Origin of the sequence: Acinetobacter sp., from assembly GCF_036666595.1 — a bacterium.
Lineage (GTDB): Bacteria > Pseudomonadota > Gammaproteobacteria > Pseudomonadales > Moraxellaceae > Acinetobacter.
In genome coordinates this window covers 210,579-234,194 of the sequence record NZ_JAVWVO010000005.1, presented here as the reverse complement: position 1 = coordinate 234,194, position 23,616 = coordinate 210,579, and the positions used below count along the sequence as shown (strand labels likewise).

Annotated in this window: 23 protein-coding genes and 1 pseudogene; 14 read left to right on the top strand and 10 right to left on the bottom strand. The window is 40.5% G+C overall.

Annotation, left to right across the window (positions count from 1 at the left end; genetic code table 11):
* The 3 genes and pseudogenes from RR876_RS09220 to RR876_RS09210 form a co-directional block, all read left to right on the top strand.
* Nucleotides 1-356 (top strand): annotated as a pseudogene (locus RR876_RS09220) (type VI secretion system tip protein VgrG); the annotation flags it as partial.
* Nucleotides 349-1,647: a hypothetical protein gene (locus tag RR876_RS09215; RefSeq protein WP_332477160.1), complete on the top strand. Its 1,299-nt coding sequence runs from the start codon at nt 349-351 to the stop codon at nt 1,645-1,647. The pseudogene RR876_RS09220 and the gene RR876_RS09215, both read left to right, overlap by 8 nt.
* Before the next feature lie 7 nt (nt 1,648-1,654).
* Nucleotides 1,655-2,017, top strand: a complete 363-nt coding sequence (locus RR876_RS09210; RefSeq protein WP_332477161.1) for a hypothetical protein — start codon at nt 1,655-1,657, stop codon at nt 2,015-2,017.
* Between the two features lie 1,450 nt (nt 2,018-3,467).
* On the opposite strand, the gene RR876_RS09205 is transcribed toward RR876_RS09210, so the two are convergent.
* A complete protein-coding gene (locus RR876_RS09205) occupies nt 3,468-5,180 on the bottom strand; it encodes an electron transfer flavoprotein-ubiquinone oxidoreductase (protein WP_004692627.1) in 1,713 nt (570 codons plus the stop codon).
* Nucleotides 5,181-5,371: 191 nt separating this feature from the next.
* Between RR876_RS09205 and RR876_RS09200 the strand changes: the two genes are divergently transcribed.
* The 5 genes from RR876_RS09200 (at nt 5,372) to RR876_RS09180 (ending at nt 9,806) form a co-directional block, all read left to right on the top strand.
* The gene (locus tag RR876_RS09200; protein WP_224467594.1) at nt 5,372-5,983 is read left to right on the top strand and encodes a DUF1285 domain-containing protein; all 612 of its coding nucleotides are present in this window, start codon (nt 5,372-5,374) and stop codon (nt 5,981-5,983) included.
* A gap of 47 nt (nt 5,984-6,030) precedes the next feature.
* Nucleotides 6,031-6,900, top strand: coding sequence for a glutamate racemase (murI, locus tag RR876_RS09195; RefSeq protein ID WP_332477163.1), 870 nt, complete (start codon nt 6,031-6,033; stop codon nt 6,898-6,900).
* A gap of 131 nt (nt 6,901-7,031) precedes the next feature.
* Nucleotides 7,032-8,057 carry a DUF4062 domain-containing protein gene (locus RR876_RS09190; protein ID WP_005400906.1) on the top strand — a complete coding sequence of 342 codons (1,026 nt, stop codon included), beginning with the start codon at nt 7,032-7,034 and terminating at the stop codon, nt 8,055-8,057.
* Between the two features lie 69 nt (nt 8,058-8,126).
* Nucleotides 8,127-9,149 carry a ferrochelatase gene (gene hemH / locus RR876_RS09185; RefSeq protein WP_332477164.1) on the top strand — a complete coding sequence of 341 codons (1,023 nt, stop codon included), beginning with the start codon at nt 8,127-8,129 and terminating at the stop codon, nt 9,147-9,149.
* Nucleotides 9,150-9,161: 12 nt separating this feature from the next.
* Complete coding sequence (locus RR876_RS09180; RefSeq protein ID WP_332477165.1) at nt 9,162-9,806, top strand: MBL fold metallo-hydrolase; 645 nt, start codon at nt 9,162-9,164, stop codon at nt 9,804-9,806.
* Between the two features lie 396 nt (nt 9,807-10,202).
* On the opposite strand, the gene RR876_RS09175 is transcribed toward RR876_RS09180, so the two are convergent.
* The gene (locus RR876_RS09175) at nt 10,203-10,376 is read right to left on the bottom strand and encodes a DNA gyrase inhibitor YacG (RefSeq protein WP_004692619.1); all 174 of its coding nucleotides are present in this window, start codon (nt 10,374-10,376) and stop codon (nt 10,203-10,205) included.
* An 85-nt stretch (nt 10,377-10,461) separates the two neighbouring features.
* On the opposite strand from RR876_RS09175, the gene RR876_RS09170 reads away from it, so the two are divergent.
* The 3 genes from RR876_RS09170 to RR876_RS09160 are packed head-to-tail and all read left to right on the top strand — an operon-like array spanning nt 10,462 to nt 12,805.
* Nucleotides 10,462-11,121: an SAM-dependent methyltransferase gene (locus RR876_RS09170; RefSeq protein WP_332477291.1), complete on the top strand. Its 660-nt coding sequence runs from the start codon at nt 10,462-10,464 to the stop codon at nt 11,119-11,121.
* Between the two features lie 3 nt (nt 11,122-11,124).
* Nucleotides 11,125-12,336: a TIGR03862 family flavoprotein gene (locus tag RR876_RS09165; protein ID WP_332477166.1), complete on the top strand. Its 1,212-nt coding sequence runs from the start codon at nt 11,125-11,127 to the stop codon at nt 12,334-12,336.
* A gap of 58 nt (nt 12,337-12,394) precedes the next feature.
* On the top strand, nt 12,395-12,805 hold the full coding sequence (locus tag RR876_RS09160; protein WP_332477167.1) for a GFA family protein: 411 nt from the start codon (nt 12,395-12,397) through the stop codon (nt 12,803-12,805).
* 58 nt (nt 12,806-12,863) lie between these two features.
* Here the strand turns inward: RR876_RS09160 and RR876_RS09155 are convergent, their stop codons facing one another.
* Both RR876_RS09155 and RR876_RS09150 read right to left on the bottom strand, forming a co-directional pair.
* Entirely contained in the window at nt 12,864-13,424 is a 561-nt protein-coding gene (locus RR876_RS09155; protein WP_332477168.1) for a hypothetical protein, read from the bottom strand.
* A 12-nt stretch (nt 13,425-13,436) separates the two neighbouring features.
* Nucleotides 13,437-14,216, bottom strand: coding sequence for a class I SAM-dependent methyltransferase (locus RR876_RS09150; protein WP_332477169.1), 780 nt, complete (start codon nt 14,214-14,216; stop codon nt 13,437-13,439).
* A gap of 122 nt (nt 14,217-14,338) precedes the next feature.
* On the opposite strand from RR876_RS09150, the gene RR876_RS09145 reads away from it, so the two are divergent.
* The 3 genes from RR876_RS09145 (at nt 14,339) to RR876_RS09135 (ending at nt 17,033) form a co-directional block, all read left to right on the top strand.
* Nucleotides 14,339-15,625: a hypothetical protein gene (locus RR876_RS09145; protein ID WP_332477170.1), complete on the top strand. Its 1,287-nt coding sequence runs from the start codon at nt 14,339-14,341 to the stop codon at nt 15,623-15,625.
* A gap of 133 nt (nt 15,626-15,758) precedes the next feature.
* Nucleotides 15,759-15,953: a hypothetical protein gene (locus RR876_RS09140; protein WP_004692607.1), complete on the top strand. Its 195-nt coding sequence runs from the start codon at nt 15,759-15,761 to the stop codon at nt 15,951-15,953.
* 123 nt (nt 15,954-16,076) lie between these two features.
* Nucleotides 16,077-17,033, top strand: coding sequence for a 2-hydroxyacid dehydrogenase (locus RR876_RS09135; RefSeq protein WP_332477171.1), 957 nt, complete (start codon nt 16,077-16,079; stop codon nt 17,031-17,033).
* A 50-nt stretch (nt 17,034-17,083) separates the two neighbouring features.
* Here the strand turns inward: RR876_RS09135 and RR876_RS09130 are convergent, their stop codons facing one another.
* The 6 genes from RR876_RS09130 to glyQ all read right to left on the bottom strand — a co-directional run bounded on the left by RR876_RS09130 (nt 17,084) and on the right by glyQ (nt 23,398).
* On the bottom strand, nt 17,084-17,647 hold the full coding sequence (locus tag RR876_RS09130) for a hypothetical protein (protein ID WP_332477172.1): 564 nt from the start codon (nt 17,645-17,647) through the stop codon (nt 17,084-17,086).
* Between the two features lie 167 nt (nt 17,648-17,814).
* Nucleotides 17,815-18,336, bottom strand: a complete 522-nt coding sequence (locus RR876_RS09125) for a hypothetical protein (RefSeq protein WP_332477173.1) — start codon at nt 18,334-18,336, stop codon at nt 17,815-17,817.
* A gap of 300 nt (nt 18,337-18,636) precedes the next feature.
* Entirely contained in the window at nt 18,637-19,026 is a 390-nt protein-coding gene (locus RR876_RS09120; protein WP_004978867.1) for a hypothetical protein, read from the bottom strand.
* A gap of 272 nt (nt 19,027-19,298) precedes the next feature.
* The gene (locus RR876_RS09115; RefSeq protein ID WP_332477174.1) at nt 19,299-20,135 is read right to left on the bottom strand and encodes a hypothetical protein; all 837 of its coding nucleotides are present in this window, start codon (nt 20,133-20,135) and stop codon (nt 19,299-19,301) included.
* 204 nt (nt 20,136-20,339) lie between these two features.
* Nucleotides 20,340-22,409 (bottom strand): glycine--tRNA ligase subunit beta, encoded by a 2,070-nt coding sequence (glyS, locus tag RR876_RS09110; protein WP_332477175.1) that lies wholly within the window; start codon nt 22,407-22,409, stop codon nt 20,340-20,342.
* Nucleotides 22,409-23,398: a glycine--tRNA ligase subunit alpha gene (gene glyQ, locus RR876_RS09105; RefSeq protein ID WP_004978878.1), complete on the bottom strand. Its 990-nt coding sequence runs from the start codon at nt 23,396-23,398 to the stop codon at nt 22,409-22,411. The genes glyS and glyQ overlap by 1 nt, the downstream gene beginning before the upstream one ends.
* Nucleotides 23,399-23,616: the final 218 nt, after the last annotated feature.

The window sequence follows — 23,616 nt, the reverse complement described above, 5'->3', positions numbered from 1 at the left end:
GTAGTCAAATTGAGATTAGTGGTGCAGGGGTATTACCGACCACTGCTGGAAAGTTTGAGAGTAAGGCGGGGCAGCATCAGTTTTTGGATGGTGGGAAAGTTATTAGTTCTAGCATCAGCTTACCTAAAATAGGTGAAAAAAATGCATATGATTTGAAAATGCTGGTGAAAGATAATGACGGAAATATTAAGAGAAATATGAAGTATTACTTTTTCTTAGCGAATGGAAGTAAGGTAGAAGGTATAACAGATGATAATGGCTATACTAAAACAATAACAACAATTCAACCTGAAAAAGTGGATTTACATTTAATAAATGATGAGCTTATAAATATTGATGAGATAGATAATGGCTAATTACGATTTTTATCCATATGTTTCTTTGGAATCTAATGTTGATATTAATGATTTGAGATATTCATTGCGAGTTTATGATCCTGTTAAAAATATTAATTATTTAGACCAGAGTAATAATAAAATATCACCATATTCAAAAAATTTATTGATTAAGTCAACTAATAATTTTAGAACTCACATTTTAAAAATAGTTGTCAATGATCCTGCTAAACTAAAAGAATGTATTTTAATTTTTGATTTATTTAGAATATCTAATAGTGGTGCTGAAGTTCATGTTATTAAAAGATATTTGAGTGTAAACAGAATTGAAGAGTTTTGTTCTCAAAATAGATATAATGTTAAATTAGATATTGTTAAATATAAAGAAACAAACAATGTTACGAAACAGACACAACCTAATAATCCAAATATTGTGGAAGTGAATCTACCATCGAATAGGATTTTTATTGAAGAAAAATACCCTCCCGGTAATTCAAATGATCCTTTTACTAAAGAACGTGTTGAGACTAGTTTATATAGTAGAATTAAAGATCCATACCCAAATCAACGTAGTACATATTTGTGCGGGCCAGCTGCGTTCTTTTATTGCGTTTTAAATAGCAATAAGAAAATATATGCTAAAATAGTAAAAGAGTTATGGGAGAAGGGAGAGGTAAAGGTTAATAATCTTAATATAAAACCTTCTTTAGATGGTGCTAGAAAAGTGAATGGTTTCTATAAGGAGAATAAAGGTGTTAATAATAAAATAACATTAAATCCAAGAATTTCACCAGTAGATTGGATAACAATGGGGAGTTTAAGAGATTCAGAGAATTCAGTTTTTGATTATAATACAGCAGAAAGTCAGAATATTGTAGGTGATAGTTTTAATGGTTTTACGGCATTTACTCTACCATCAGATATGGAGCGTTGGTTAAAGAATATTGGTTATAAAATAGTATATACTGAAAGAAATTACAGTAGCCGTGTTGATAGCTTAATAAAAGCAAATGCATTTTCGATGCAAAATCATTATTTGATAGCATTAACAATGGGTGCTATTGTAGAAGGGCAGCCAGAAATTCCTCGATTTAGCAAACTTAAAGTTAGAGGTCCTTCACATTGGATTGTATTTACAGATAATATTAAAACAAAAAAAGGACAATTAATTACTTCATCAACTCAACATAGTGAAATAGTATCAGCTTATTGTGCAACTTGGGGAAGTAATCAAAAAATTAAAGATCAAGAACTGAGTTTTTTTTCTAGTAATTTATATTGGTTTATTGTTGTTGAAAAGACATTGAATTAGGAAATTTATGAAAAATATATATTTACTTTTATTGTCAGCTTTTTTTATATTAGGCTGTAGTAATACTCCGACTATAACACCTGATAATTTGCCAAAAGCTTCGGTAGGAAAATCTTATAACGTTAAAATTGAAATTGAGAAAGTTATATTGGTTGATGACTTATTTGTTGATAGCAATATCACTAATGATTCTGGTTTGGTTTTAAATACTGGTGTTGGAGAGCCTCCTTATAGTGATAATACAATTGAAGTTAAAGGGACCCCCATTAAAAATGGAAAATATGAAATTATATTAGAGGGGCAGACTAGAAATGCATATGGTGGTAATATTAATTTTAGAAAAAAATATGATTTGATTGTTTTGCAGTAAATAAAATTAAGTGGGTTTTTTAAGTAATGTGTTTTTGTTTAAATAATCTTAATATGGTTGTTTAAATCAAGTCACTATTAATTATTGGATAAAGGGGAACATGTTTAAGCATTTAATTGATTTATATGATTTTTCTAAAGATAAGTTATTCAATTAGTGAAGATAAAGCCGTCATGTGTATTTATTAATATTTTTTAGTATGCTGTATGAAAATTCTATGGTTGTATTGAAAATAATTTAGTTGTATTAGTAAGGTTAAAATGATTGAAAAATCTAATAATTAAAGTCGAGATACAGGATGATTTTAAAGAAAATTATTCGATTTTTGGTAATCACATTGTTATCGAGTTTAGCCGCTTGTAATTCGTCATCTGAGACGATGAGCAAACATGAACAAGAAATGAATGAAGCTGATTAGGTTATTAGCGTTGTGGCTGGCAACCCTAGTGAAAATTTAATTAATAGTAATGCTAAGTTTTTTCACAATATAGTTTAGGTGCAAGTGTTGGATTTATACGACCAAACTTAAATGTAAATGAAGAAAGTAAACTAAATTTAAAATATGGATATGACCACACAGTTTTAGTTTTTAATAATTTAGAAAATTTGGTTTTTTGTCTCAGATGTTAACTATCCAAAACAAGGCGTTACAGATATAGGTTTTGATATTAGTAATATAAAATCTAAAAAAATTAATGAAAGAATAATTTTTTCTTAAGAGAGAATTGTAAAGCAATTAAATAAGAATGGCTGGAAAGTCTTTTACTTCGAGTCTGAAAACGAGAGTGTTTGGAAAACAAACATTTGAAGCCAATAATAAAATAGCTAACTATCAAGAGAGTTTGGATGGGTTTTATTTGGATAGTGAGGAAAATATGAAAAAGTTTTTTTACTCTGGGTATCTTGTTAGTATTTTTTTATTTTAGGTTGCAGTCATCAAATAAAGATTGAACCTAATAATTTGCCAGAAATGAAGTATGGTGAGAAATATGATAATAGAATAGAAATTGAGAAACTAAATATATTTGGTGAACTTGTTATTAAAACAGATTTACCTGATAACTAAGGTATTAATATAGAAAAAAGTAGGGGATAATGACTTTCTTTATCAAAATTCTATAAGAATATATGGAGTACCTAAAGTTAAAGGTAATTATTATATTTTATTAGATGGTAATTTTAGAGGTGGAGCTTTTGGTGGGATGACTAATTTTAAGAAAAAATATGATGTCATCATAAAATAACACATAATGATTTTACGTAAAAATAAACTGATTTGGATAGTATTAGAGGGGTGAGTGATTTCTATCAATAGAATAAGGGTGTTAATAATATAATAACATTAAATCCAAGAGTTTCATTTGTAGATTAGATTGCAATGAGAAGCTTAAGAGATTCAGGGAATTAAGTTTTTGATGATAAAAAAACCCGCCGAAGCGGGTTTTTCAATTTACATATTCGGGTAGTTAGGACCACCACCACCCTCAGGAGTTACCCAAGTAATGTTCTGAGATGGATCTTTAATATCACACGTTTTACAGTGCACACAGTTAGCTGCGTTAATTTGGAAACGCTTCGAACCATCGTTCTCTTCCATAATTTCATAAACACCAGCAGGGCAGTAGCGCTGAGCTGGTTCGTCCCATTTTGGTAAGTTTACATTTACAGGAATAGAAGCATCAGTCAGTTTCAAGTGTGCTGGCTGATTTTCTTCATGCACAGTATTTGATACAAATACTGAAGATAAACGGTCAAAGGTCAACTTACCATCTGGTTTTGGATAGTTCGGTTTCACTGTTGCTGCATCTACAGTTTTCAGTGTGCTGAAGTCAGGCACTAAGTCATGCAGTGTAAACGGGACTTTAAACACATTTTGGTCGATGAAGTTAAATGCACCACCACCGAACGTGCCAAATTTGTGCATTGCTGGACCAAAGTTACGAGAACGATATAACTCTTCTTTTAACCAGCTGTTGTTGAACTTGTCTGTGTAAGCTGTTAACTCTTTTGCAAAGAAGTCTTCACCTTCAAGCACACGTGCAATGGCAAGGTCACCACCTTTTTCAACGCCTGCTTGAATCGCTTCGAATACCGCTTCGCCACACAACATGCCAGATTTCATGGCCGTATGTGAGCCTTTAATTTTAGCGAAGTTTAGGAAGCCTGCATCATCACCAATTAAAGAGCCACCTGGGAAGGTAAACTTCGGCAGTGAGTTGAAACCACCTTTGACAACAGCACGTGCGCCATAAGAAATACGCTTACCACCTTCAAGATACTGCTTAATCAGTGGGTGTGTTTTCCAGCGTTGCATTTCTGCAAATGGATACATGTGTGGGTTTTCGTAAGATAAATCCACGATCATACCCAAAGTAACTTGGTTGTTTTCAGCGTGATATAACCACCAACCACCAGAAGAACCGGTTTCAGCTAGAGGCCAACCTGCACCGTGCATCACCAAACCTGGTTTGTGTTTTGCAGGGTCAATTTCCCACAGTTCTTTGATGCCGATACCATAGTGTTGAGGATCTGCATCTTTATCGAGATCGAACTTGGCAATTAGGCGCTTACCTAAATGACCACGACAGCCTTCCGCAAAAATCGTGTATTTGGCATGTAGTTCATAGCCTGGGGTAAAGTTATGTGTTGGTTCACCATCTTTACCAATCCCCATATCACCTGTTTGGATACCTTTAACCGTACCATCGGCATGATAAAGAATTTCAGATGCAGCAAAACCTGGGAAAATAGAAACTTCTAATTCTTCAGCTTTTTGGCCTAACCAACGCACCACGTTACCGAGTGAAATCACATAGTTGCCATCATTATGCATGGTTTTAGGAACCATCCAGTGCGGCGCTTCTTGTGACTTTTCAGCAGACATTAAGAAATACGTTTTATCTTCAGTTACCGGAACATTTAAAGGCGCGCCTTCTTCTTTCCAGTTTGGGAACAACTCATTGATCGCACGCGGTTCGAGCACAGCACCTGAAAGGATATGCGCACCAACTTCAGAGCCTTTTTCTACGACACAAACGGACAGATCATTAAGGTTGTTTTCAATTGCAAGTTGACGAATTTTAATCGCAGCAGAAAGGCCAGCAGGGCCTGCGCCAACGATGACTACGTCAAACTCCATCGATTCACGTTCGATGTGTTCCATGTAGGACTCCTCATATGGTTAAAGGTGGCAACCGTTTTGACTCAAAGAACGGTGCTGCCATGAGTGTTCTTAGTTCCCAGACACAAAATTTATCATCGTGTCTTTTATATTGTGAGCTAGTATAGGTTTAAACCGAGTTCTAGCCAATTGGCTGAATCATATTATTTTTCCGTCAGACAGGCATGAATTTTATGGATAAGCAGCACAACTCAGCAAATCCGACGAAAAAAGTAGCTATTGCTGATAATAAAAACTTAACCGATATTGCACAATACATAAAAGATGGACAGTCCGGTCACAAAAGGTCAATCCCCCCTTTAGATCAATGGCACCCAAAGCATTGTGGCGCAATGGATTTGAAGGTTTTAGCCAATGGAGAATGGTGGCACGAAGGTCAATTGATCAAACGTCCAGCCATGATTGAGCTGTTTGCAACGGTACTTTGGAAAGAAGAAGATAAGTTTTATCTCAAAACCCCGGTCGAGCAGATTGAAATCGAGGTTGAAGATGAACCTTTATTTGTCAATCAGGTCGATCAAGTCGAAATCGCAGGAAAAATCTACCTACAACTGACGACGACCACACATGATGTGGTGATTGTTGATGAAGACCATCCCATTTTTATGCGTGCCTTCCAAGGGGAGCTACGCCCTTATGTGCATGTTCGCTTTGGCATCAATGCACTGATTCAGCGTGCTGCTTTTTTTCATTTGGTGGAAATGGGTGAGCTAGCGGAAGATGCGGAAGGTCAAGCCAAACTGAGCTTACAAAGTGGTGATTTGCTATTGCAATTAGGCACCTGAGGTTTAAGCTTGATTGATCTTTTAACTTTATACTGCAACGAGTCCTCATGAGTGCCATTCAGCCCTTATTTCCTCTGATCAACCCCATGCCAAAAGCGACAGCCAATGCGCCAATCGGGATATTTGATTCGGGAATAGGCGGCTTATCCATCGCTCAAGAAATTGCCAAGCATTTGCCGCATGAACGCTTTATTTATTTTGCCGATACCGCACATGTGCCTTATGGGCCGCGCGATGATCAAAATATTCGAGAATTGACTGCACAAGCGATTGAGTGGCTTTACCGCAAAGGCTGTAAGGTTGCAGTTGTGGCGTGTAATACTGCTTCAGCCTTTAGTTTGGATTATTTACGCGAGCACTATGGCGATAATTTCCCGATTATCGGCCTTGTTCCTGCCCTAAAACCTGCGGTATTGCAAAGCAAATCCAAGACTGTGGCTGTTCTAGCGACCCCTGCGACCTTTCGCGGGCAGCTCATTAAAGACGTCGTTGATAAGTTTGCACAGCCTTCGGGAGTCACGGTGATTCCAGTGACCTGCTTAGATTTAGTGCCTTTTGTTGAGAGCGGCGCGCAGATGAGTGCGGCATGTTTAGCTATTTTAAAAGATATTTTACAACCCGTTGTTGATCAGGGCGCAGATTACTTAGTTTTAGGCTGTACCCATTACCCTTTTTTGAAAATAGCGATACAATCTATTTTTGGTCAGAAACTGACATTAATTGACTCTGGACTGGCAGTTGCACGACAAACAGCCCGTATTTTAATCAAAAATGAGTTATTATTTGAACAAAATCATGATGGTGATGTTCGAATTGAATGTTATGTCAGTGGAAATAATGCAGAAAGTTTGAGACCTATCTTACAACTTTTGCTTGAACCAGAACTAAATTGGACTATTTCAAATATATCTGATTAATTTTTAAACAAATAAGTCGAGTATTTTGATATATAGTCAAAAATTGCAACCTAATATGCTTGAGTTAGTCACAGTGTCTATCTAATGGAATTTGGGGGATAGGATGCTGCGAAGAATAATGAGGATAACCGATGCTCGATAAGCGTTATCAAGTGTTTATAACCACCTCTGGAAGCGAGATGCAGCCAGAGCGGATCATTTTGGCCCAAACTTTAGTGGGCATGGGATTTTTTTCTTGGGGATTAGAGCAACGGACACCACTTTCAACGGCTTTTGCACGCCGTCAGATCGATGACTGTGACTATGTCATATTGTTGCTGGGCAGCAAATATGGTGAACAGTCCGTGTCAGGGGTGGGATATATGCATCTTGAATACATTTATGCGGTCACCAAACAAAAGCCGATTATTGTATTTATGCATGATGATCCCGATGCACGTGAGTTATGTTTACATGACGACAAAGCTGAGCTGCGTGAAAAATTCAAAGAGTTTAGAAAACTGCTGCAAAACGAAGTCGATCAGGTTTTCACTTATCGCACCATGCGTGACTTGGAAATGGCCGTTCGTTTGAATATGACGCAAATGCTAGAGCGCTATCCTGTATCGGGTTGGGTACGTCCGCAGAACACCCAAGTGTTGCATGACGAAATTGATAAACTCAAAGCCAAACTGGTGCAACTGGAAACTGAAGCGGGTAAACGTGAAGTCGATCCATTTTTGTCTTTACCCAAAGTGGCTATGCATGAATTTTTTGCCTTTGATTATCGGATGCATGCCTATCAAGATGGCAACTTCAAAGAGCTGAAAATTCAAAAGCAGATGACTTGGGCGCAATTACTCTCGGTTTTGGGGACAACCTTTATTCACCCAACCCCCGAAGAGTATTTTTCCAAACGCATAAATGAGTATTTAAACGAAACTGGTTTAAATGATGCACGCCTAGAAATGCCTCGTGCTCATGCGGTTGCGCGTTCACAAATTAATATTCGTGCTTTGCACAGTATTAAAATGCAAATGCGCCAAAATGATTGGATTGTTCAGTCGGGTCGAGATGATCGTCAGCGCATGCTTTGGCAGTTGACACCGAAGGCGACTAAACTTTTGGATAGTAATTTATTGGAAAAGGATCGGCCTTTTCAATTTCAATCTTCGTAGTTATCCATTTAGATAATGAACTGAAAACTGTTACAGTAGAGACATTCGAAAACGAGCCACGAGGGCTGAATGTCTACTGCAACAAAAGCAAAAGTTACTGTTATTTTGGCAAATTTGGGAACGCCTGATGCACCGACAGCTTCAGCAGTGCGTCGCTTTTTGGATCAGTTTTTGTCAGACCAGCGAGTGATTGAAATTCCCAAACCGCTTTGGCAAATTATTCTCCGTTTATTTATTTTGCCGTTTCGCCCGAAACGCGTTGCCCATGCTTATGCCATGGTGTGGGGCAGTGATTCTCCAATGCGAGAAATTTTGCTGACTCAAGTGGCCGCGTTACAACAGCAGTTGATTTTGCAATATCCTGAGTTTGAACTGAATATCGTCCCTGCGATGACTTATGGTAATCCAGGCATTCAGGCCTTGCTTGCTGAGTTGAGTCAAAAACCGCAAGATCACATCGTCCTTTTTCCTTTATTTCCGCAGTACTCTGCGACATCCAGCGCGCCTTTATATGATGCTTTCGCGAAGTGGATTCCCAAGCAGCGTAATTTGCCAGGGCTGAGTATTATTCGCGATTATTATCAGCACCCTTTATACATTCAGGCTTTGGCGCAAAGTGTGCGTGATTTCCGTGCTGAACATGGGGTGACTGAAAAGCTGTTAATGTCTTTTCATGGTATTCCACAGCCTTATGCCGATAAAGGTGATCCCTATGCCGACCGTTGCCGTATCACTGGGCAGTTGGTGGCGGCCGAATTGGGCCTAGCGGAAGATGAATGGGCCATCAGTTTCCAATCCCGCTTTGGGAAACAAGAGTGGGTGAAACCGTATACCGATGCCTTACTGGCCGAATGGGCAGCACAGGGGGTGAAATCTGTGCAAATTATGAGTCCTGCATTTTCAGCGGATTGCTTAGAAACTTTAGAGGAACTAGCGATTCAGAATGCTGAATTGTTTTTGTCACAAGGTGGAGAGCGGTATCAATATATTCCAGCCCTGAATAGTCGCGGAGATCATTTGCAATTGCTCAATACGCTGGTTCAGGCTAATCTTGATGCCTTAAAACAGACATTAGCCAGCAAAACGAATTGAGGTTGACACTCTATGTTGCAAGTTAAAATTGTGCCTGTAACGGCATTTCAGCAGAACTGTTCGATTGTTTGGGACAGTGACAGTAAAGAAGCAATTTTAATTGATGCAGGTGGAGAGCCTGATAAACTTAAAGCAGAAATCGAAGCGTTGGGTTTGACGGTAAAAGCGCTGTGGTTGACGCACGGGCATTTAGATCATGCTGGAGCAGTCGGGGCATTAAAAAAACTGTGGGATGTCCCTGTGATTGGCCCGCATAAAGAAGATGCCTTTTGGTTGGATATGATCCAAGAAGTCTCGCAGCGTTATGGTTTTCCTATTCCTGAAAAGGTGGATGTCACGACATGGCTTGAAGGCGGTGAAGTCCTTAAACTGGGCAATGAAGAGTTTGAAGTACGTTTTGCCCCTGGACATACCCCGGGTCATGTGATGTTTTATAACAAAAACTATGGTCTGCTGTGGACCGGCGATGTGTTGTTTAAAGGCTCCATTGGTCGTACCGACTTTCCACGTGGTAATCATCAGCAGTTGATTGACTCTATTCAGCGTGAATGCTTTAGCTTACCTGATGAGACGCAGTTTATTTCAGGACATGGGCCAATCAGTACCATTGGTTTTGAAAAACAACATAATCCCTTTGTGGCAGGGAAAGCAGGCTAAGCGCTTTGTGGTCTCATTGAAAAATACAAAAGTCAGCAGCTGCTGACTTTTTATTTGCGAAATGGATTATTCAAAATGTGTTGGGTTTCTAGAGCAAACACGATGGAAAATAAGGCTACTAATAATCCAACCGAGAGGATCAACAGATCTTGCATATAGATGCCAAAACTGAATAGGCAGATCGCGAGTAAAATGCCAATTAAAACAATAGTCTTACTCAGGATGTTCATCTTATCCCCCTTATAGGATGTCATTTTTGTGACCTGATCATGCTGTGAGCATGTATCAATATTGGGGGGAGTATAGTCGATGAATTATCCTTTTAAGCGAATATTAAGACATTAAATAATGAACAATTTCTCTTAAAATATGAAAAATATCATGAAATTAAACATATTATTCTTCTGAGTTTTCTGCTTGTGGTGCATCTTGCGTTGGGAGGCGATATTCATCATTAGCCCATGCACCTAAGTCGATCAGTTTGCAGCGTTCAGAACAAAATGGACGAAAGGCGTTGTCTTCCCATTGACTCATTTCTCCACAACGGGGACAAGGGAAAGTATGTGGCATGATCGACTCCAGATAAAATTTTCAGATTGAAATAGGCAAAAACGTTGGCAGTTGTTAGACTGATGCGGTTTTTTCTTAGTTTGATCTGATTATGCCGATTCGTCAATTTCAAGCCCAGCGTATGCATGCGCCTCGTGATTTTCAAATGATCAGTCCTGATCCACTGTGTGTGGAAATTGGGGCGGGTAAGGGTAAACATGCCTTATTGTTTACGGCTCATCATCCTGAGAAAAAGCTGATTGCGGTTGAGCGAACCCGTGAAAAGTTTGTGGCGATGCAGAAACAACATGGCTTAGAAGGTCAGCAGAATTTACAGCTGGTGCATGCCGATGCTTTACCGTGGGTGGTACATGCCTTGCAACCGCAGCAGGTTGAACAGTTCTTTATTCTTTATCCCAACCCTGAACCGCATAATCCTGCACAGCGCTGGTTGAATATGCCGTTTTTTGAGTTTCTGATTTCACGTTTACAAGTGGGCGGACAAATTACGTTAGCCAGCAATATTCCAGAATATATCGAAGAAGCACAGCAACAGTTGATTGATGTGTGGAAGTTACCATTTGTGAAAGAGCGCATTGCAGATAGCTCAGCGCGCACGCATTTTGAGATTAAATATTTAGAACGTGGTGAGTTGTGCCAACAGTTGATCATCACCAAACCTGAAGGTTATTGCACGCGTTTTGATGCGTTTCAGGCCTTGCAAGGTCAGAACCCACAGGCGCAATCTTCGGATCAAGCTGAATAAATCATGCCAAAGCGTATTGCAATTATTGGGGCGGGCCCAGCCGGTTTGATGGCGGCAGAAGTGTTGAGCCAATATGATGTTCAGGTCGATGTGTTTGAGCAAAAACCATCTGCTGCACGTAAGTTCCTGATGGCTGGTAAAACAGGACTGAATATCTCTCATGCAGAACCTGTGGAACAATTTATCGGTCGTTATGATCAAGCTGAATGGTTGGCACCTTGGATTCGTAAGTGGGATGCCACATGGATTCAAGCATGGATGAAAGGTTTAGGCATTGAGTCCTATGTCGGAACGTCTGGGCGTATTTTCCCGATTGAAATGAAAGCCGCGCCTTTATTACGTGCATGGTTGAAACGCTTGGTTGAGTCAGGCGTCAAGTTTTACTATCGTCATCAATGCCTCAGTCTCAAAGAACATACACTTGAAATCAAGTCTTTGCTTAGCGATCAAGCGCATAGCCAGAGCTATGATGCGATCGTCTTGGCTTGCGGAGCAGTGTCATGGTCTCAGCTCGGTAGTGATGGCGCATGGAAAAACTGGTTGGAGGCCGATGAAATTGAGCCTTTTCAAGCCAGCAATGCTGGGGTAGAACATGAATGGTCTACCTATATGCAACCCGTCTTTGGGCAGCCACTGAAACGTATCGCGGCATGGGTGGGCGATGCGGAAAAAAGTATGGGCGATATCGTCATCACCCATTATGGACTAGAAAGTGGTTTGGTCTATAAGCAAGGTCGAGCGCTGCGTGCGCAGCAAAAACAGCTCCAACCTTTAGTGTTAACGCTTGATTTACTGCCAGATGTCACGGTACAAGAATTGGCTGTGCGTCTGAAACCCACAAAAAAACAGTCTTTAAGTAATGTTTGGCGTAAAGCTGGTTTAGATGCAGCTAAGGCGAGTTTAGTGAGAGAGTTGGTTACAAAAGAATACTGGAATCACCCTGAACAATTGGCGCAGCAGGTGAAGCAATTACAGATTCCTTTAACTGGTTGTCGTCCGATTGAAGAAGCCATTAGTTGTGCTGGCGGTGTGCGCCGTGAAGTGCTGAGTTCGCAGTTGCAATTAAGATCTAATCCCGCAGTTTTTTTATGTGGGGAAATGTTGGACTGGGATGCGCCCACAGGGGGCTACTTACTCACTGCATGTTTTGCAACTGGACGTGCCGCAGGTGATGGGGTTCTGCAGTATTTAAATGTGGCAAAAAATTCGCCATAAGCGATGCAACTGAAAATCAGCTGTGCTAATTTGAATAAAAAATTCAAGGAGCATCATCATGTCGGATCTTCAGCAGTATGTGGGCAGCTGCCTGTGCGGTGCAGTGACTTATCAAATTGATGGGCCGATTGGCGATATTATTCAATGCCATTGTCAAAAATGTCGCAAGGCCAATGGAACGGCCTATGCAACCAATGCACCGATTGCTAAAGCGGATTTTAAACTGACCTCTGGTCAGGACGTTGTGAAAAAATATGCATCGAGTGCAGGCACAGAGCGCTGTTTCTGTGGCAACTGTGGTTCACCGCTGATTAGTATTAAAGCTGAAACACCTGAGTTTTACCGTTTGCGTATTGGAAGTTTAGATACCCCGTTACAGCAAAAGCCGACGCAGCATATTTTTGTGGCGTCTCAAGCTGAGTGGGACAACATTTATGATGCATTACCACAATATGCTGAACGCCCATAGTCAGAATAGATATAAGTAAAAGGGATCATCGGATCCCTTTTCTTCGTTCGCTATTGAGTTAATAGCCCGTCGACATCGTATCTTGAGCCTTAGGGTACTGCGACTGCCAGTGTTCAAGTTGCTCTTGGGCATGAATGAGCTCACCGAGACCTTTCACGTTGTCATGTGGTGCTACGGTTTTATCTTGGATGATTTTGGCTTGGTTGTTCCAATATTGGTACATCAGAGTTTGAATGTAGCGTCCTTGTTCTGTTTTTAAATCCAGCTCTTTCAGCATATTCAGTGCAGACTGAATATTGTCTTGTTTACGTGTTTTTGCAAATTCATCCGTGAGCGTGCCTGACTCACGCATCTTCATGAGTTCATCTTCCATTTCATCACTCATGCTGCTAAAGCGCTGGTCATAGTCGACCAAGAGCGCAATATCGTGTGGATCATTGGCTGTTTTAGCAAAACTTTTGATGGGTTCGGAGCTAAGTTCTTGCAGAACTTTATCATCGCTCGAAAGCGTGTCTTGCTCAGCAGATTCATTGGCTTTGTTACAGCCTGTCAGGATTAAGCTACCACCTAAAACAAGCGGCAGTAGAACCTGTTTTAATGAAAGAGTATGTAGGTTCATATCGGTGTCCTATTATTCTGCTATTTTTTGAAAGTGATAGGCATAGGTGATGTAAGGAAAACTGATTTCGTCTTGTGGCTGTTTACCCGTGTACTGCTGCACAATTTGTTCAAATTGATGTTTTAAATCCTGTTGTTGTTCGAGTGGCATTGCGGCAATAAAGCTGGTCGAAAGGAGACGTTTTGAGACCACTTGTTCTACTGTACCTGTTTGCTGCTGGGCAAACTGATGCAGGCTTTTGAGTTGAAATAAGTGTTGATGTTCAAAGGCTTTTTGCCACAGCCCACTATGATAACGCGGGGTATCTCCTTCTAATGGAGAGAGCCGTTCTGCCAGAGCATTGACCCAGTCGACTTGAGTATCGCGTTGGTTCCAGACCAAGCCCAAATGCCCTTGCGGTTTCAGGACACGGTGAATTTCCTTTAAACTGTCCATGTTGGCAAACCAGTGGAAAGCCTGCGCAGATAAAACTGCATCGATACTTTGCGATGGTAGGGGAATATGGTCACTAAAGGCTTGTAAAGTTTCCACCTGTGGGTAAGCCAGTTTGAGCTGAGCCAACATTTCGGTGACAGGTTCGATGGCAGTGAGTTGTCCACTATGTGGAATCAGATAAGGCAGAAACTTTCCTGTACCCGAGGCAAGATCAATCACACGTGAATTTGCGTTTAAATGCAGTTGCTCGGTGAGCCAGGCATGGATCTCTTGTGGATAACTTGGACGCACTTGTTGATAAAGTTCAGCAGCTGCGCTAAACCCGTGTTGTGCTGCAGGATGGAGTAATTGTGTCATATTTTGCGCTTTTTTATCTGCTCTGCATCTATAAAATAACACATTTGGTTCGATGAAATCGCTTATGCTGTATGGAACGAACATGACCTCACTTTATAGGAATGAAATCTCTCAGCATGGACATGGCGAAACAAATTATTTTTGAAGATGAACAGATTCGTGTCATTTTTTTACAGGGTTCATCGGACGAACTTATTTTCTCTTTTGGCGATCTGATTACCCGTGCCAAGGGAACGACGATCAATGCAGAGAAGTCGTTGGCGAAGTTTGGCTTTAATGTAGTTGGCATTATGCCGAAACAGAAGTCATGGTTTCCAGAGTCTTCGATGTTGGCCATGTTGGAAGCGATTCGCGCTTGGATTGCGCCCTTTCAAACCCGTATTGCCTATGCAGGGTCAATGGGTGGCTATGCTGCGATTAAATACTCTAAGCTGCTCCAGTTTAAGCGCGTGGTGGCCTTGGTGCCGCAGTATTCGATTGACCCTGAACAGGTGATCGATAACCGCTATAACATGTTCTATCAGCCTGAGCTGAACCATGACATGCAGGTACAGCCGAAGGATGTCTCGGCAGAGTGTGAATACATTGTTATTTATGACCCTTACTGCCCTGAAGACCGTGCGCATTATGAAAAATTACAAACGGTCGTGCCGAATCTGAATACCCTGAACTTACCTTTTACAGGGCATGATGCGATTGCGGTTTTAGCCAGTTCAGATTTGTTGCACGATTTTTTACGTCATGAGTTTGATGCGCCGTATTTTTATAAAAAAATTCGTGAAGTGAAAAAGAACAGTAAGTTTTACTACCGTAAAGTGATCGAAAATTTGTTGCCGCGTCATCGCTTTTCTTTGGGGCGAATTCTGAAAAATAATGAGCTTGAGTTAGACGGTCAATTTTTTGATGCCAAGCTAAAACAAAGCATTATCCGCGAGTTACTCAGCAATCGACAAGTGAGCCAGACGGATCTGCTGAAATTGGGTATTCAGGTCAACTTGCCGCAAGAAAATAGCTGTCAGTTAATGGATAGTTTTGGACATGGTTTAGTGTTTAATATGATCAGTCAAAAGATTGAAAGCTATGCACCAGATGCCATTGCGCTGAATCATAAGTTTCTGTTGCCGATCTTTGCCAAGGGTAATGGACTGGTCCACATTTATTATAATGACATGCGCTATACCGTGGTGATGAATGACCGTCAGATTATGAAGTTGGTGCATGAACAAGCCGAATTGAGCGCTGGAATGCATCCATTGTTAATGAAAAAATACAGTGACTATTATCTGATTAGTTATAAGCAGTTTAACTTTAGCTGTGATGAATATGGTGGCTTTGATTTGGTCGAAGAGATTCCTGAAACGGCGCAGTTTTTGGTGTCAAGCGATGCTGAGTCAGATGTGTTTCTATGATGCGTTTATGTGATGTATTCCTATAGGGCTTTGGTCTAAGGCCAAGCGCTTGTTTTCCGTCCTATTTGGTTTAATATAAAAGTATTGTTTATCTTTTAAACAATACGCATAAAGATCAAATAGGGTGGAAGCAATGCAAAGACATTGGTCGGCTGTATTTATAACATTACTGTTTATTTCAACATCACAAAGCGTACTGGCACAAAGTTTAGACCCAGCTTATCTGACATTCGGTGGTGGTCTCATTCTCTTATTGATCCTGACATTTTATGTGATTAAACAAATCAGTATTTCTATTCGTATTCATCGCAATAAGCCCGTTAAATAGCGGGCTTTTTTCTGTGTATAGCGGCTATTTTTAGGTGGTCAAGACAGTGTTTACGTTGAAAAATTGGGCTGAGTTAGTTTAAATAAGCGCTCTATCATTATGCAGAACAACTGGACGTGAGCAATGAAAGCCGTATTTTTAGATTGTGCATCCTTAGATAAAAATGATTTGGACTTTCAAGCACTGCATGCTGTTTTTGATGAACTGATCCTTTACCCAAGTACCGATGCTGAGACGCTTGTCGCTCGTGTACAAGACGCAGATGTGATTATTAGCAATAAAGTGCTGCTGGATGCCGATACCCTAAAACAATGTCCTCAGTTAAAATTGATTTTAATCTCTGCCACAGGCACCAATAACATCGATTTGCAGCAAGCCAAAGCACAAGGTGTTGTGGTGTGTAATTGTCAGGGGTATGGCACGGCAGCGGTGGCACAGCACACTTTAATGTTGATGCTTAACCTGGCAACCTCCTGCCTGCAATACGACCGTGCAGTGCAGCAAGGCGAATGGAATAAAGCCTCGCAGTTTTGTCTTCTAGACTACCCAATTATCGAACTTTCGGGTAAGACCTTGGGCATTTTAGGTTATGGCGAATTGGGGCAGGCTGTGGCTAAACTCGCTGAAGCATTTGGCATGCGGGTTTTGGTGGGTAATTTGCCAAACCGTCCACATGCTGACTCAACACGAGTGGGCTTTGATGACTTGCTGGCGCAATCAGATTTTATCAGTCTGCATTGTCCATTAACCGATGACACGCGTGACCTGATTGATGCCGAAGCTTTCGCAAAAATGAAAAAAAGTGCCTTTTTAATTAATTGTGCACGGGGTGGAATTGTGAATGAAGCAGCTTTGGCAGATGCGTTAAAACAGGGTGAAATTGCGGGCGCTGCAACTGATGTATTGACCGTTGAGCCACCTAAAGAGAGTAATGTTTTATTGGATGCACATTTGCCGAATTTAATCATCACACCACACAGCGCGTGGGGCAGTGTCGACGCACGTCAGCGCATGGTGCAACAGTTGGTCGAAAATGCTGAAGTTTTTCAAGCAGGGCAGCCAATCCGTCGGGTGAATTAAAGCAAAGGATGACAACGAAAAAGCCCGTTGAATGACGGGCTTTTTTGCTATTAAAGCTTAGTTACTTTAATTTCTTCTTCTGCTTGAGCAGGTGTAAAGGAAGATGGTGCTTGGGTAATCGTGGGTTCATTCACTGTTTGGGGTGCGACAGGCTGTGGAGATGAGACAGAAGGTGCTTGAACCGCAGGAGCATCTACGGGTGCAGATGACGGTTGACTCAAACTGCCTTGGTAGATTGGAGCGGGTTGATCTGTTTGACCAGTAATCACTTGCTTGGTTTCATGCAGTTTTTTATTCACATTTTGGGTGACTTGTTGTCCTGTTTCTTTAGCTTGTTCTGCGGTGTTGTTGGTGATGGTTTTTGCACTGTCCAAGGCTTGGTGTGCAGAAGGGCGAATTTTTTGGATGCCTTTTTCTGTTGCAGTCCCGACTTTTTCCGCCGTGTTAATCACACCTTCTTGCGTTTTATAAGCCCAAACGTGAAAGATGTTGGGGTTTTTACCATAAGGCGTAATTGGCTTTTGCGCTTGCTGAGTAGTGGTTTCTGTTTGTGCCCATACACCTGCTGTTGTCATTAAAAGAGCGCAGAAGAGTGTTGTTTTCGTCATGTTCATAGAGCAGTGTACCTCTTGGGCTATCGTGCATAAATCAGCGTTTTAGCATAAAGCCTCTTTGTGTGAATTTCATGTGCTTGGTTGTAAACAAGCGTAGTGTGCAAATGTATATAGCTAAAAAAAGAGCCCAGCATGTGGACTCTCTCAACTCTGGAGGAGTTTAACTTTTACTTCGCGCCAACGGCAGCATCCTCAGATGAACCGACTTTGGCTTTAGCAACAGGTGTATCTAGTTCCACTTGAGCCTGTCCATTTACGTCAGCACGTTTAGGTTGACCACTGACAGCCTGCTTAGTTTCCTGCCATTTTTGTTTGGTCGCTTGTTGGCCTTGTTTCGCTTTATCCGCTATATAGTGACCACTTTTTTTGGTGTTATGTTCAACAGACTGTTTAACGTCACCAGCCTTATCTTTTACGACAGCAGATTTTTCAGCTGAAAATTCTTTGGTGTCTTGCCATTTTTCTTTGCTGAATGCTTTGGTTTTGTCGACACCATCGTCAACCGTTTCACCTGTCGCATGCGCAGCATGTTTGACATCATGTTTTAAGTTTTGCAATACACTTGGCTGCGAGGTTTGAACTTGAACATTGGCCGATGTATTGGCTGTGGTATTTGCAAATAGGGAAGTGGAGGCTAAAAGTGCAGTGGTTAAAGCCGAAGCGGTGAGTGTCTTTGTTAAAACTTTCATCTTTGATTTTCTACCTCTTTATGACAGAACCCGATGAGGAGTTCAGAACAGCAGTCATCATAGACAGAAATGAGCTCAAAAATAGCGTTTGATATGAAAGTCGCACAATGCGGCAACAGCGCATGAACAATGGGCTGAAAATTGTGTCGTTCAGTTAATTCATTCAAATTATGTAAGTTTATGCGTGGTCGTTGTTTTAAATGTAACAAGTATGAAGACTGGTATCGAAGTAAAAGACACGAAGCGAAAGGCATTTGAGAGAAAGTCATCACTGATGTTGCACCAGTGATGACGATTTGCTTAGTTACATTGAGCTAAGGCTTCTTTTGCAAAGTGATTACGTAGTGCGAGGAAGTTTTTCTGTACTTCTGCATCGTGTAATTCAAATTTGGTTGCTGTGCTGGTACCATCGAGTGCAAAGGTTGCTGAGCCACCTGTGATGAGGGTGTAGTCACGGAACGCCCACTGTTCTACGACTTTACCTGCTTTGAGGTTGCCGGTAAATTCGATGACGCATTTGTCTTCAAATTTGGTCAGTTTTGCTTTGTTATTGGTTGTGTCTGGATAAACTTCAATATCTTGGACTTCTTGTAATACACCCGCTGTCAACTGTGGAATCGTTGGTTGAGATGTACATGCTGTAATAGAAAGGGCAGCAAAAGTAGCGAAAAGTACAGTTTTTAATTTCATAAGGTTCGTTCTTGTTGCGAGTTGTTAGGTTGAGTATAGGGAAATGAGATAGGGTTGGCTATAAATTTTAATGACATCACTATTTTACTGTTTACTAAAATATGAGCGATTCTGATATTAAAGAATTAGGAAAAGTTACTTTTATTTTTCTTTGTATTTTCTGAAATAGATTAAATGATGAATGAATTACATGGTTAAAAGCGCTTACAAGTATTCGGCATAAGAAGATACTGAATATAGTATCTTCTTATGCTTGAAGAACCTTTTTAGGCTTATTGTTCAACTACAAAAAGTAAACCTTCGAAGGTTTTGCCTTTCTTATCTTTTAATACACCAATACAGATATCCTCTGGCGCCTCTAAAAAGCTTAAGTTCTGTCCATCTTTGTTATTTTGGCAAGTTTTTTGTTTCGTTTCACTGAAAACACTTAAGTTTAATTGATGTTGGGCATCTAAAATAAATGCTTTAGCTAAAGCATTGAAAGCCTGATCAGCTTTTTGATTAAAGAGTGCATTGTTGCTGCTATCCCATTCGCTTAAAGGAACACTGGTTTTACTCATATAACTATAAAAACGTTTTGCTGATGATTGGTTGCTTGCTGAATTCTTAAATTCCGTTTTCAAACCAAAATTAACCGAAACTAGTGGTGTTTCTTTAAATGAGATACGTGCATATGGAACAACTTTAATTTCTGAAGCTTGGTTGATCGCAAGAATTTTGAGAGAAGGATCAACAGTATGTTCCACTTGAGCTTGGTTGATTTTAGCATTTGTTAAATCATCAAATTTAATTGCTTGTTTTAAGCTACTTTTAGAAATAGCAGAAGCATTTGTATTTTTCTCTATTGCTGTCGCAATACCCATACCAATTAAGCCAAATGCACTTGCCGCAGGATTAGATGTAGCCCTACTTGCATCTCCAACGGTAATTTGACTATCACTAATAAAATAGTCTCCAGCGCCTGACTCTGTCATTGCAGATATTTGTTCTGAAGATACGGAAATGGTTGTGTTCTGTCCATGGACTGGATATTTGATGGATTTTGTCGTAGCGCAACCTGTGACTGCGAATGTAGTTACGATTAAAGAGAATATAAAATTGTATTTCATCTGAGGTTACTATATTGGAGTTTAATTTATAAAGTTTATAACTGTCTGTTTTCGATAGTTATGCAGGGGCGAATAGTAGAAGTAACTTGATTTAATTACAATATTATTGCTAATGATTCTTATTATTTAGTTTAAGGATTACACTTAAGAATAAAAAACCCCACTTATTCAAGCAGGGTTTTTGAATTTTCAACCTGTTAAAGCTTAATGCTGCAACACTGAAATATCCGCAACACTTGTAAACAAATCACGTAACTGAGCCAGCAAACGTAAACGGTTTACTTTCAGTTCAGCATCATCTGCCATCACCATTACGCCATCAAAGAAGGCATCAATTGGCGCACGCAGCGCAGCTAACTTAGAAAGTGCGGCGGTATAGTCTTTTGCAGCCAAAAGCGGTTGAACCACAGGCAGGATATTTTGAATTTCTGCATAAAGTGCTTTTTCAGCATCTTCAACTAATTTAGATTCAACAATTTCACCCGTAGGTGCAGCTTCTTTCGCCAAGATATTGGCAACACGTTTATTCGCAGCAGCCAAAGCAGCAGCTTCAGGCAAACTACGGAAATGATTCACCGCAGTCACACGCTTATCAAAATCAAGTGGTGATTTTGGAGAAAGTGCTTGAACCGCTTGAATCACATCAACAGCAACGCCTTGGTCTTCATATTTCGCACGGTAACGACCTTCAAGGAACGCAACAGCATCTGCCAAAGTCTTGTCATGATCTTTCAATACATCGCCATAAGCAGCCAAAGCAAGCTTGATCAATTCTTCAATCGAAACATCAAGATTGTTTTCAGTCACTAAACGCAAAATACCAATCGCAGAACGGCGAAGTGCAAACGGGTCTTTCGAACCTGTAGGCGCTTGACCAATACCGAAAATACCTGTCAGCGTATCTAAACGGTCTGCAAGGGCAATCGTTGTACCTGTCTTGGTTTGCGGTAAAACATCGCCAGCGAACTTAGGTAAATATTGTTCACCTAAAGCTTCAGCAACTTCATCATTCTCGCCTTCAATACGTGCATAGTAAGTGCCCGCAATACCTTGAAGTTCAGGGAATTCACCGACCAATTCAGAGGTTAAATCACATTTTGCAAGCAGTGCTGCTTTTTCAGCATCCGCAGGGTTTGCACCTGTGATTGCAGATAAAGCCACAGCTAATTTGGCAATACGTTCAGATTTATTCCAAAGCGTACCCAACTGTGCTTGGAAAACCATATTGGCCAATTTTTCTTTACGAGATGCAAGCGGTTGCTTTTGATCTTGTAAGAAGAAGAATTCTGCATCAGACAAACGAGGGCGTACAACTTTCTCATTCCCTTCAATAATTTGAGTCGGATCTTTCGACTCAATATTTGAAACAGTAATGAAATAAGGTTGAAGTTTATTGTCAGCATTCACCAAACAGAAATACTTCTGATTGTCTTGCATAGTCGTGATCAATGCTTCTTGCGGCACAGCAAGGAAACGTTCTTCAAAGCTTGCACGAAGCGCAACAGGCCATTCAACCAATGCGGTTACTTCATCACGTAAATCAGCAGGAACGATTGCAATTGCATTCACTTCATCAGCAAGTGCTTTAACTTGTTGATCGATGATGGCTTGGCGTTCTTCAAAATTTGCGACAACTTTTGCAGCACGAAGCGCATCTAAGTAAGCATCTGCATTGGCTAAAGTAATCGCTTCAGGGGCATGGAAACGGTGACCATAAGTCACATTACTTGCTTTATGATCCTGAATGGTTGCATCAACAACATCATTGTCTTTTAACAACACAACCCATTTTACAGGACGTACAAATTCAGTGCGGCTTGCCGCAGAACGCATACGTTTTGCAATTGGAAGGTTATCCAAAGCAGTTTGTAAAATTTGTGGCAATAAAGCGTCAAGACTTTGACCTTTCACATCTTTTAGGTAGCAAACTTTTTCAACTTTACCCGCTTGGAACGTTGAAACTTGATCCGCAGTAATGCCTTGACCACGCATAAAGCCTTCAAGTGCTTTGGTTGGCTTACCTTCTGCATCATAAGCAGCTTGTACCGCAGGGCCGTCGAAACGTTTTTGAGTATCGGCTTGCGCACCATCGACATTGATAATTTTCAATGCCAAACGACGTGGTGCTGCATAAGCTTCAATTGCTTCAAAAGCCAAACCTGCATCTTTTAAGCCTTTTACGGTTTCAGCTTGTAATGCATCACGTAAAGTTTTTAAGCTTTTTGGTGGAAGTTCTTCACAGCCAAGTTCAAATAAAACGGTATGTTTAGACATTATTTGTTCTCCGCTGATTTTTCTGCTTGAGCCGCTTCAGCTTCAACCTGAGCTTTCAGTTGCGCTAAAACTTCATCACGTAAATGCGGTTCTGCCATTGGGAAACCAAGCTTGGCACGTGCAGCCACATAACTTTGTGCAATTGAACGTGCCAAAGTACGCACACGTAAAATATAACGTTGACGTTCAGTCACAGAAATTGCGCCACGTGCATCGAGCAAGTTAAAGCTGTGTGATGCTTTAATCACTTGCTCATAGGCAGGGAGTGGAAGTTCAGCTTCCATTAAGCGAGTTGCTTCAGCTTCATAGAAATCGAATAATTCAAACATTTTTTCAACGTTGGCATATTCAAAGTTATAGGTCGATTGTTCCACTTCATTTTGATGGAATACATCACCATAAGTCACTGTACCAAACTGACCTTTGGTCCAAACAAGATCGTAAACAGAATCGACACCTTGTAAGTACATTGCCAAACGCTCAAGACCGTAAGTGATTTCACCTGTTACTGGGTAACATTCAACACCACCGACTTGTTGGAAGTAAGTAAACTGAGTTACTTCCATACCGTTGAGCCAAACTTCCCAACCTAAGCCCCAAGCACCCAGTGTTGGAGATTCCCAGTTGTCTTCTACGAAACGAATATCGTGAGTGAGGGTATCGATACCAATCGCTTCTAACGAGTCTAGGTAAAGTTGTTGGATGTTGTCTGGGTTTGGTTTCAGTACCACTTGGAATTGGTAATAGTGTTGCAAACGGTTTGGGTTTTCACCATAACGACCGTCTTTAGGGCGGCGTGATGGTTGAACGTATGCTGCGTTCCAAGTTTCAGGCCCAAGTGCGCGTAAGAATGTTGCAGTGTGGAATGTCCCTGCACCCATTTCCATATCGTAAGGTTGTAAAATGACACAACCTTGTTCAGCCCAGTAGTTTTGTAAGGCAAGAATTAAGCCTTGGAATGTATCAATATGCGATATGGCGCGACTCATGCAGCATCCATTATAAATATAAGAAAAAATTGGTTCTAAGTATAAGGACTTTGCAGAGGAGTGGCAAAGGCTCTATTTATTTTTCAGCACTTAATTTTATATTCGCTAAAATGGCTTAGTACGACCTGCACACAGTAAGCCGTGATGAATTTCGCATAAACATTCATCATGCCAACCATAATGAATATCTTTGCATATTTGGTGGGAGATATTTTTGA

Coding starts and splice junctions, on each gene's coding strand:
- RR876_RS09165 (WP_332477166.1), top strand. CDS start 11,125: ATGCCAAAGCGTATTGCAATTATTGGGGCGGGCCCAGCCGGTTTGATG.
- RR876_RS09155 (WP_332477168.1), bottom strand. CDS start 13,424: ATGAACCTACATACTCTTTCATTAAAACAGGTTCTACTGCCGCTTGTT.
- RR876_RS09215 (WP_332477160.1), top strand. CDS start 349: ATGGCTAATTACGATTTTTATCCATATGTTTCTTTGGAATCTAATGTT.
- RR876_RS09115 (WP_332477174.1), bottom strand. CDS start 20,135: ATGAAATACAATTTTATATTCTCTTTAATCGTAACTACATTCGCAGTC.
- RR876_RS09145 (WP_332477170.1), top strand. CDS start 14,339: ATGGCGAAACAAATTATTTTTGAAGATGAACAGATTCGTGTCATTTTT.
- RR876_RS09140 (WP_004692607.1), top strand. CDS start 15,759: ATGCAAAGACATTGGTCGGCTGTATTTATAACATTACTGTTTATTTCA.
- RR876_RS09210 (WP_332477161.1), top strand. CDS start 1,655: ATGAAAAATATATATTTACTTTTATTGTCAGCTTTTTTTATATTAGGC.
- RR876_RS09180 (WP_332477165.1), top strand. CDS start 9,162: ATGTTGCAAGTTAAAATTGTGCCTGTAACGGCATTTCAGCAGAACTGT.
- RR876_RS09125 (WP_332477173.1), bottom strand. CDS start 18,336: ATGAAAGTTTTAACAAAGACACTCACCGCTTCGGCTTTAACCACTGCA.
- RR876_RS09160 (WP_332477167.1), top strand. CDS start 12,395: ATGTCGGATCTTCAGCAGTATGTGGGCAGCTGCCTGTGCGGTGCAGTG.
- murI (WP_332477163.1), top strand. CDS start 6,031: ATGAGTGCCATTCAGCCCTTATTTCCTCTGATCAACCCCATGCCAAAA.
- RR876_RS09205 (WP_004692627.1), bottom strand. CDS start 5,180: ATGGAACACATCGAACGTGAATCGATGGAGTTTGACGTAGTCATCGTT.
- RR876_RS09120 (WP_004978867.1), bottom strand. CDS start 19,026: ATGAAATTAAAAACTGTACTTTTCGCTACTTTTGCTGCCCTTTCTATT.
- hemH (WP_332477164.1), top strand. CDS start 8,127: ATGTCTACTGCAACAAAAGCAAAAGTTACTGTTATTTTGGCAAATTTG.
- RR876_RS09150 (WP_332477169.1), bottom strand. CDS start 14,216: ATGACACAATTACTCCATCCTGCAGCACAACACGGGTTTAGCGCAGCT.
- glyS (WP_332477175.1), bottom strand. CDS start 22,409: ATGTCTAAACATACCGTTTTATTTGAACTTGGCTGTGAAGAACTTCCA.
- glyQ (WP_004978878.1), bottom strand. CDS start 23,398: ATGAGTCGCGCCATATCGCATATTGATACATTCCAAGGCTTAATTCTT.
- RR876_RS09175 (WP_004692619.1), bottom strand. CDS start 10,376: ATGCCACATACTTTCCCTTGTCCCCGTTGTGGAGAAATGAGTCAATGG.
- RR876_RS09135 (WP_332477171.1), top strand. CDS start 16,077: ATGAAAGCCGTATTTTTAGATTGTGCATCCTTAGATAAAAATGATTTG.
- RR876_RS09130 (WP_332477172.1), bottom strand. CDS start 17,647: ATGAACATGACGAAAACAACACTCTTCTGCGCTCTTTTAATGACAACA.
- RR876_RS09200 (WP_224467594.1), top strand. CDS start 5,372: ATGGATAAGCAGCACAACTCAGCAAATCCGACGAAAAAAGTAGCTATT.
- RR876_RS09190 (WP_005400906.1), top strand. CDS start 7,032: ATGCTCGATAAGCGTTATCAAGTGTTTATAACCACCTCTGGAAGCGAG.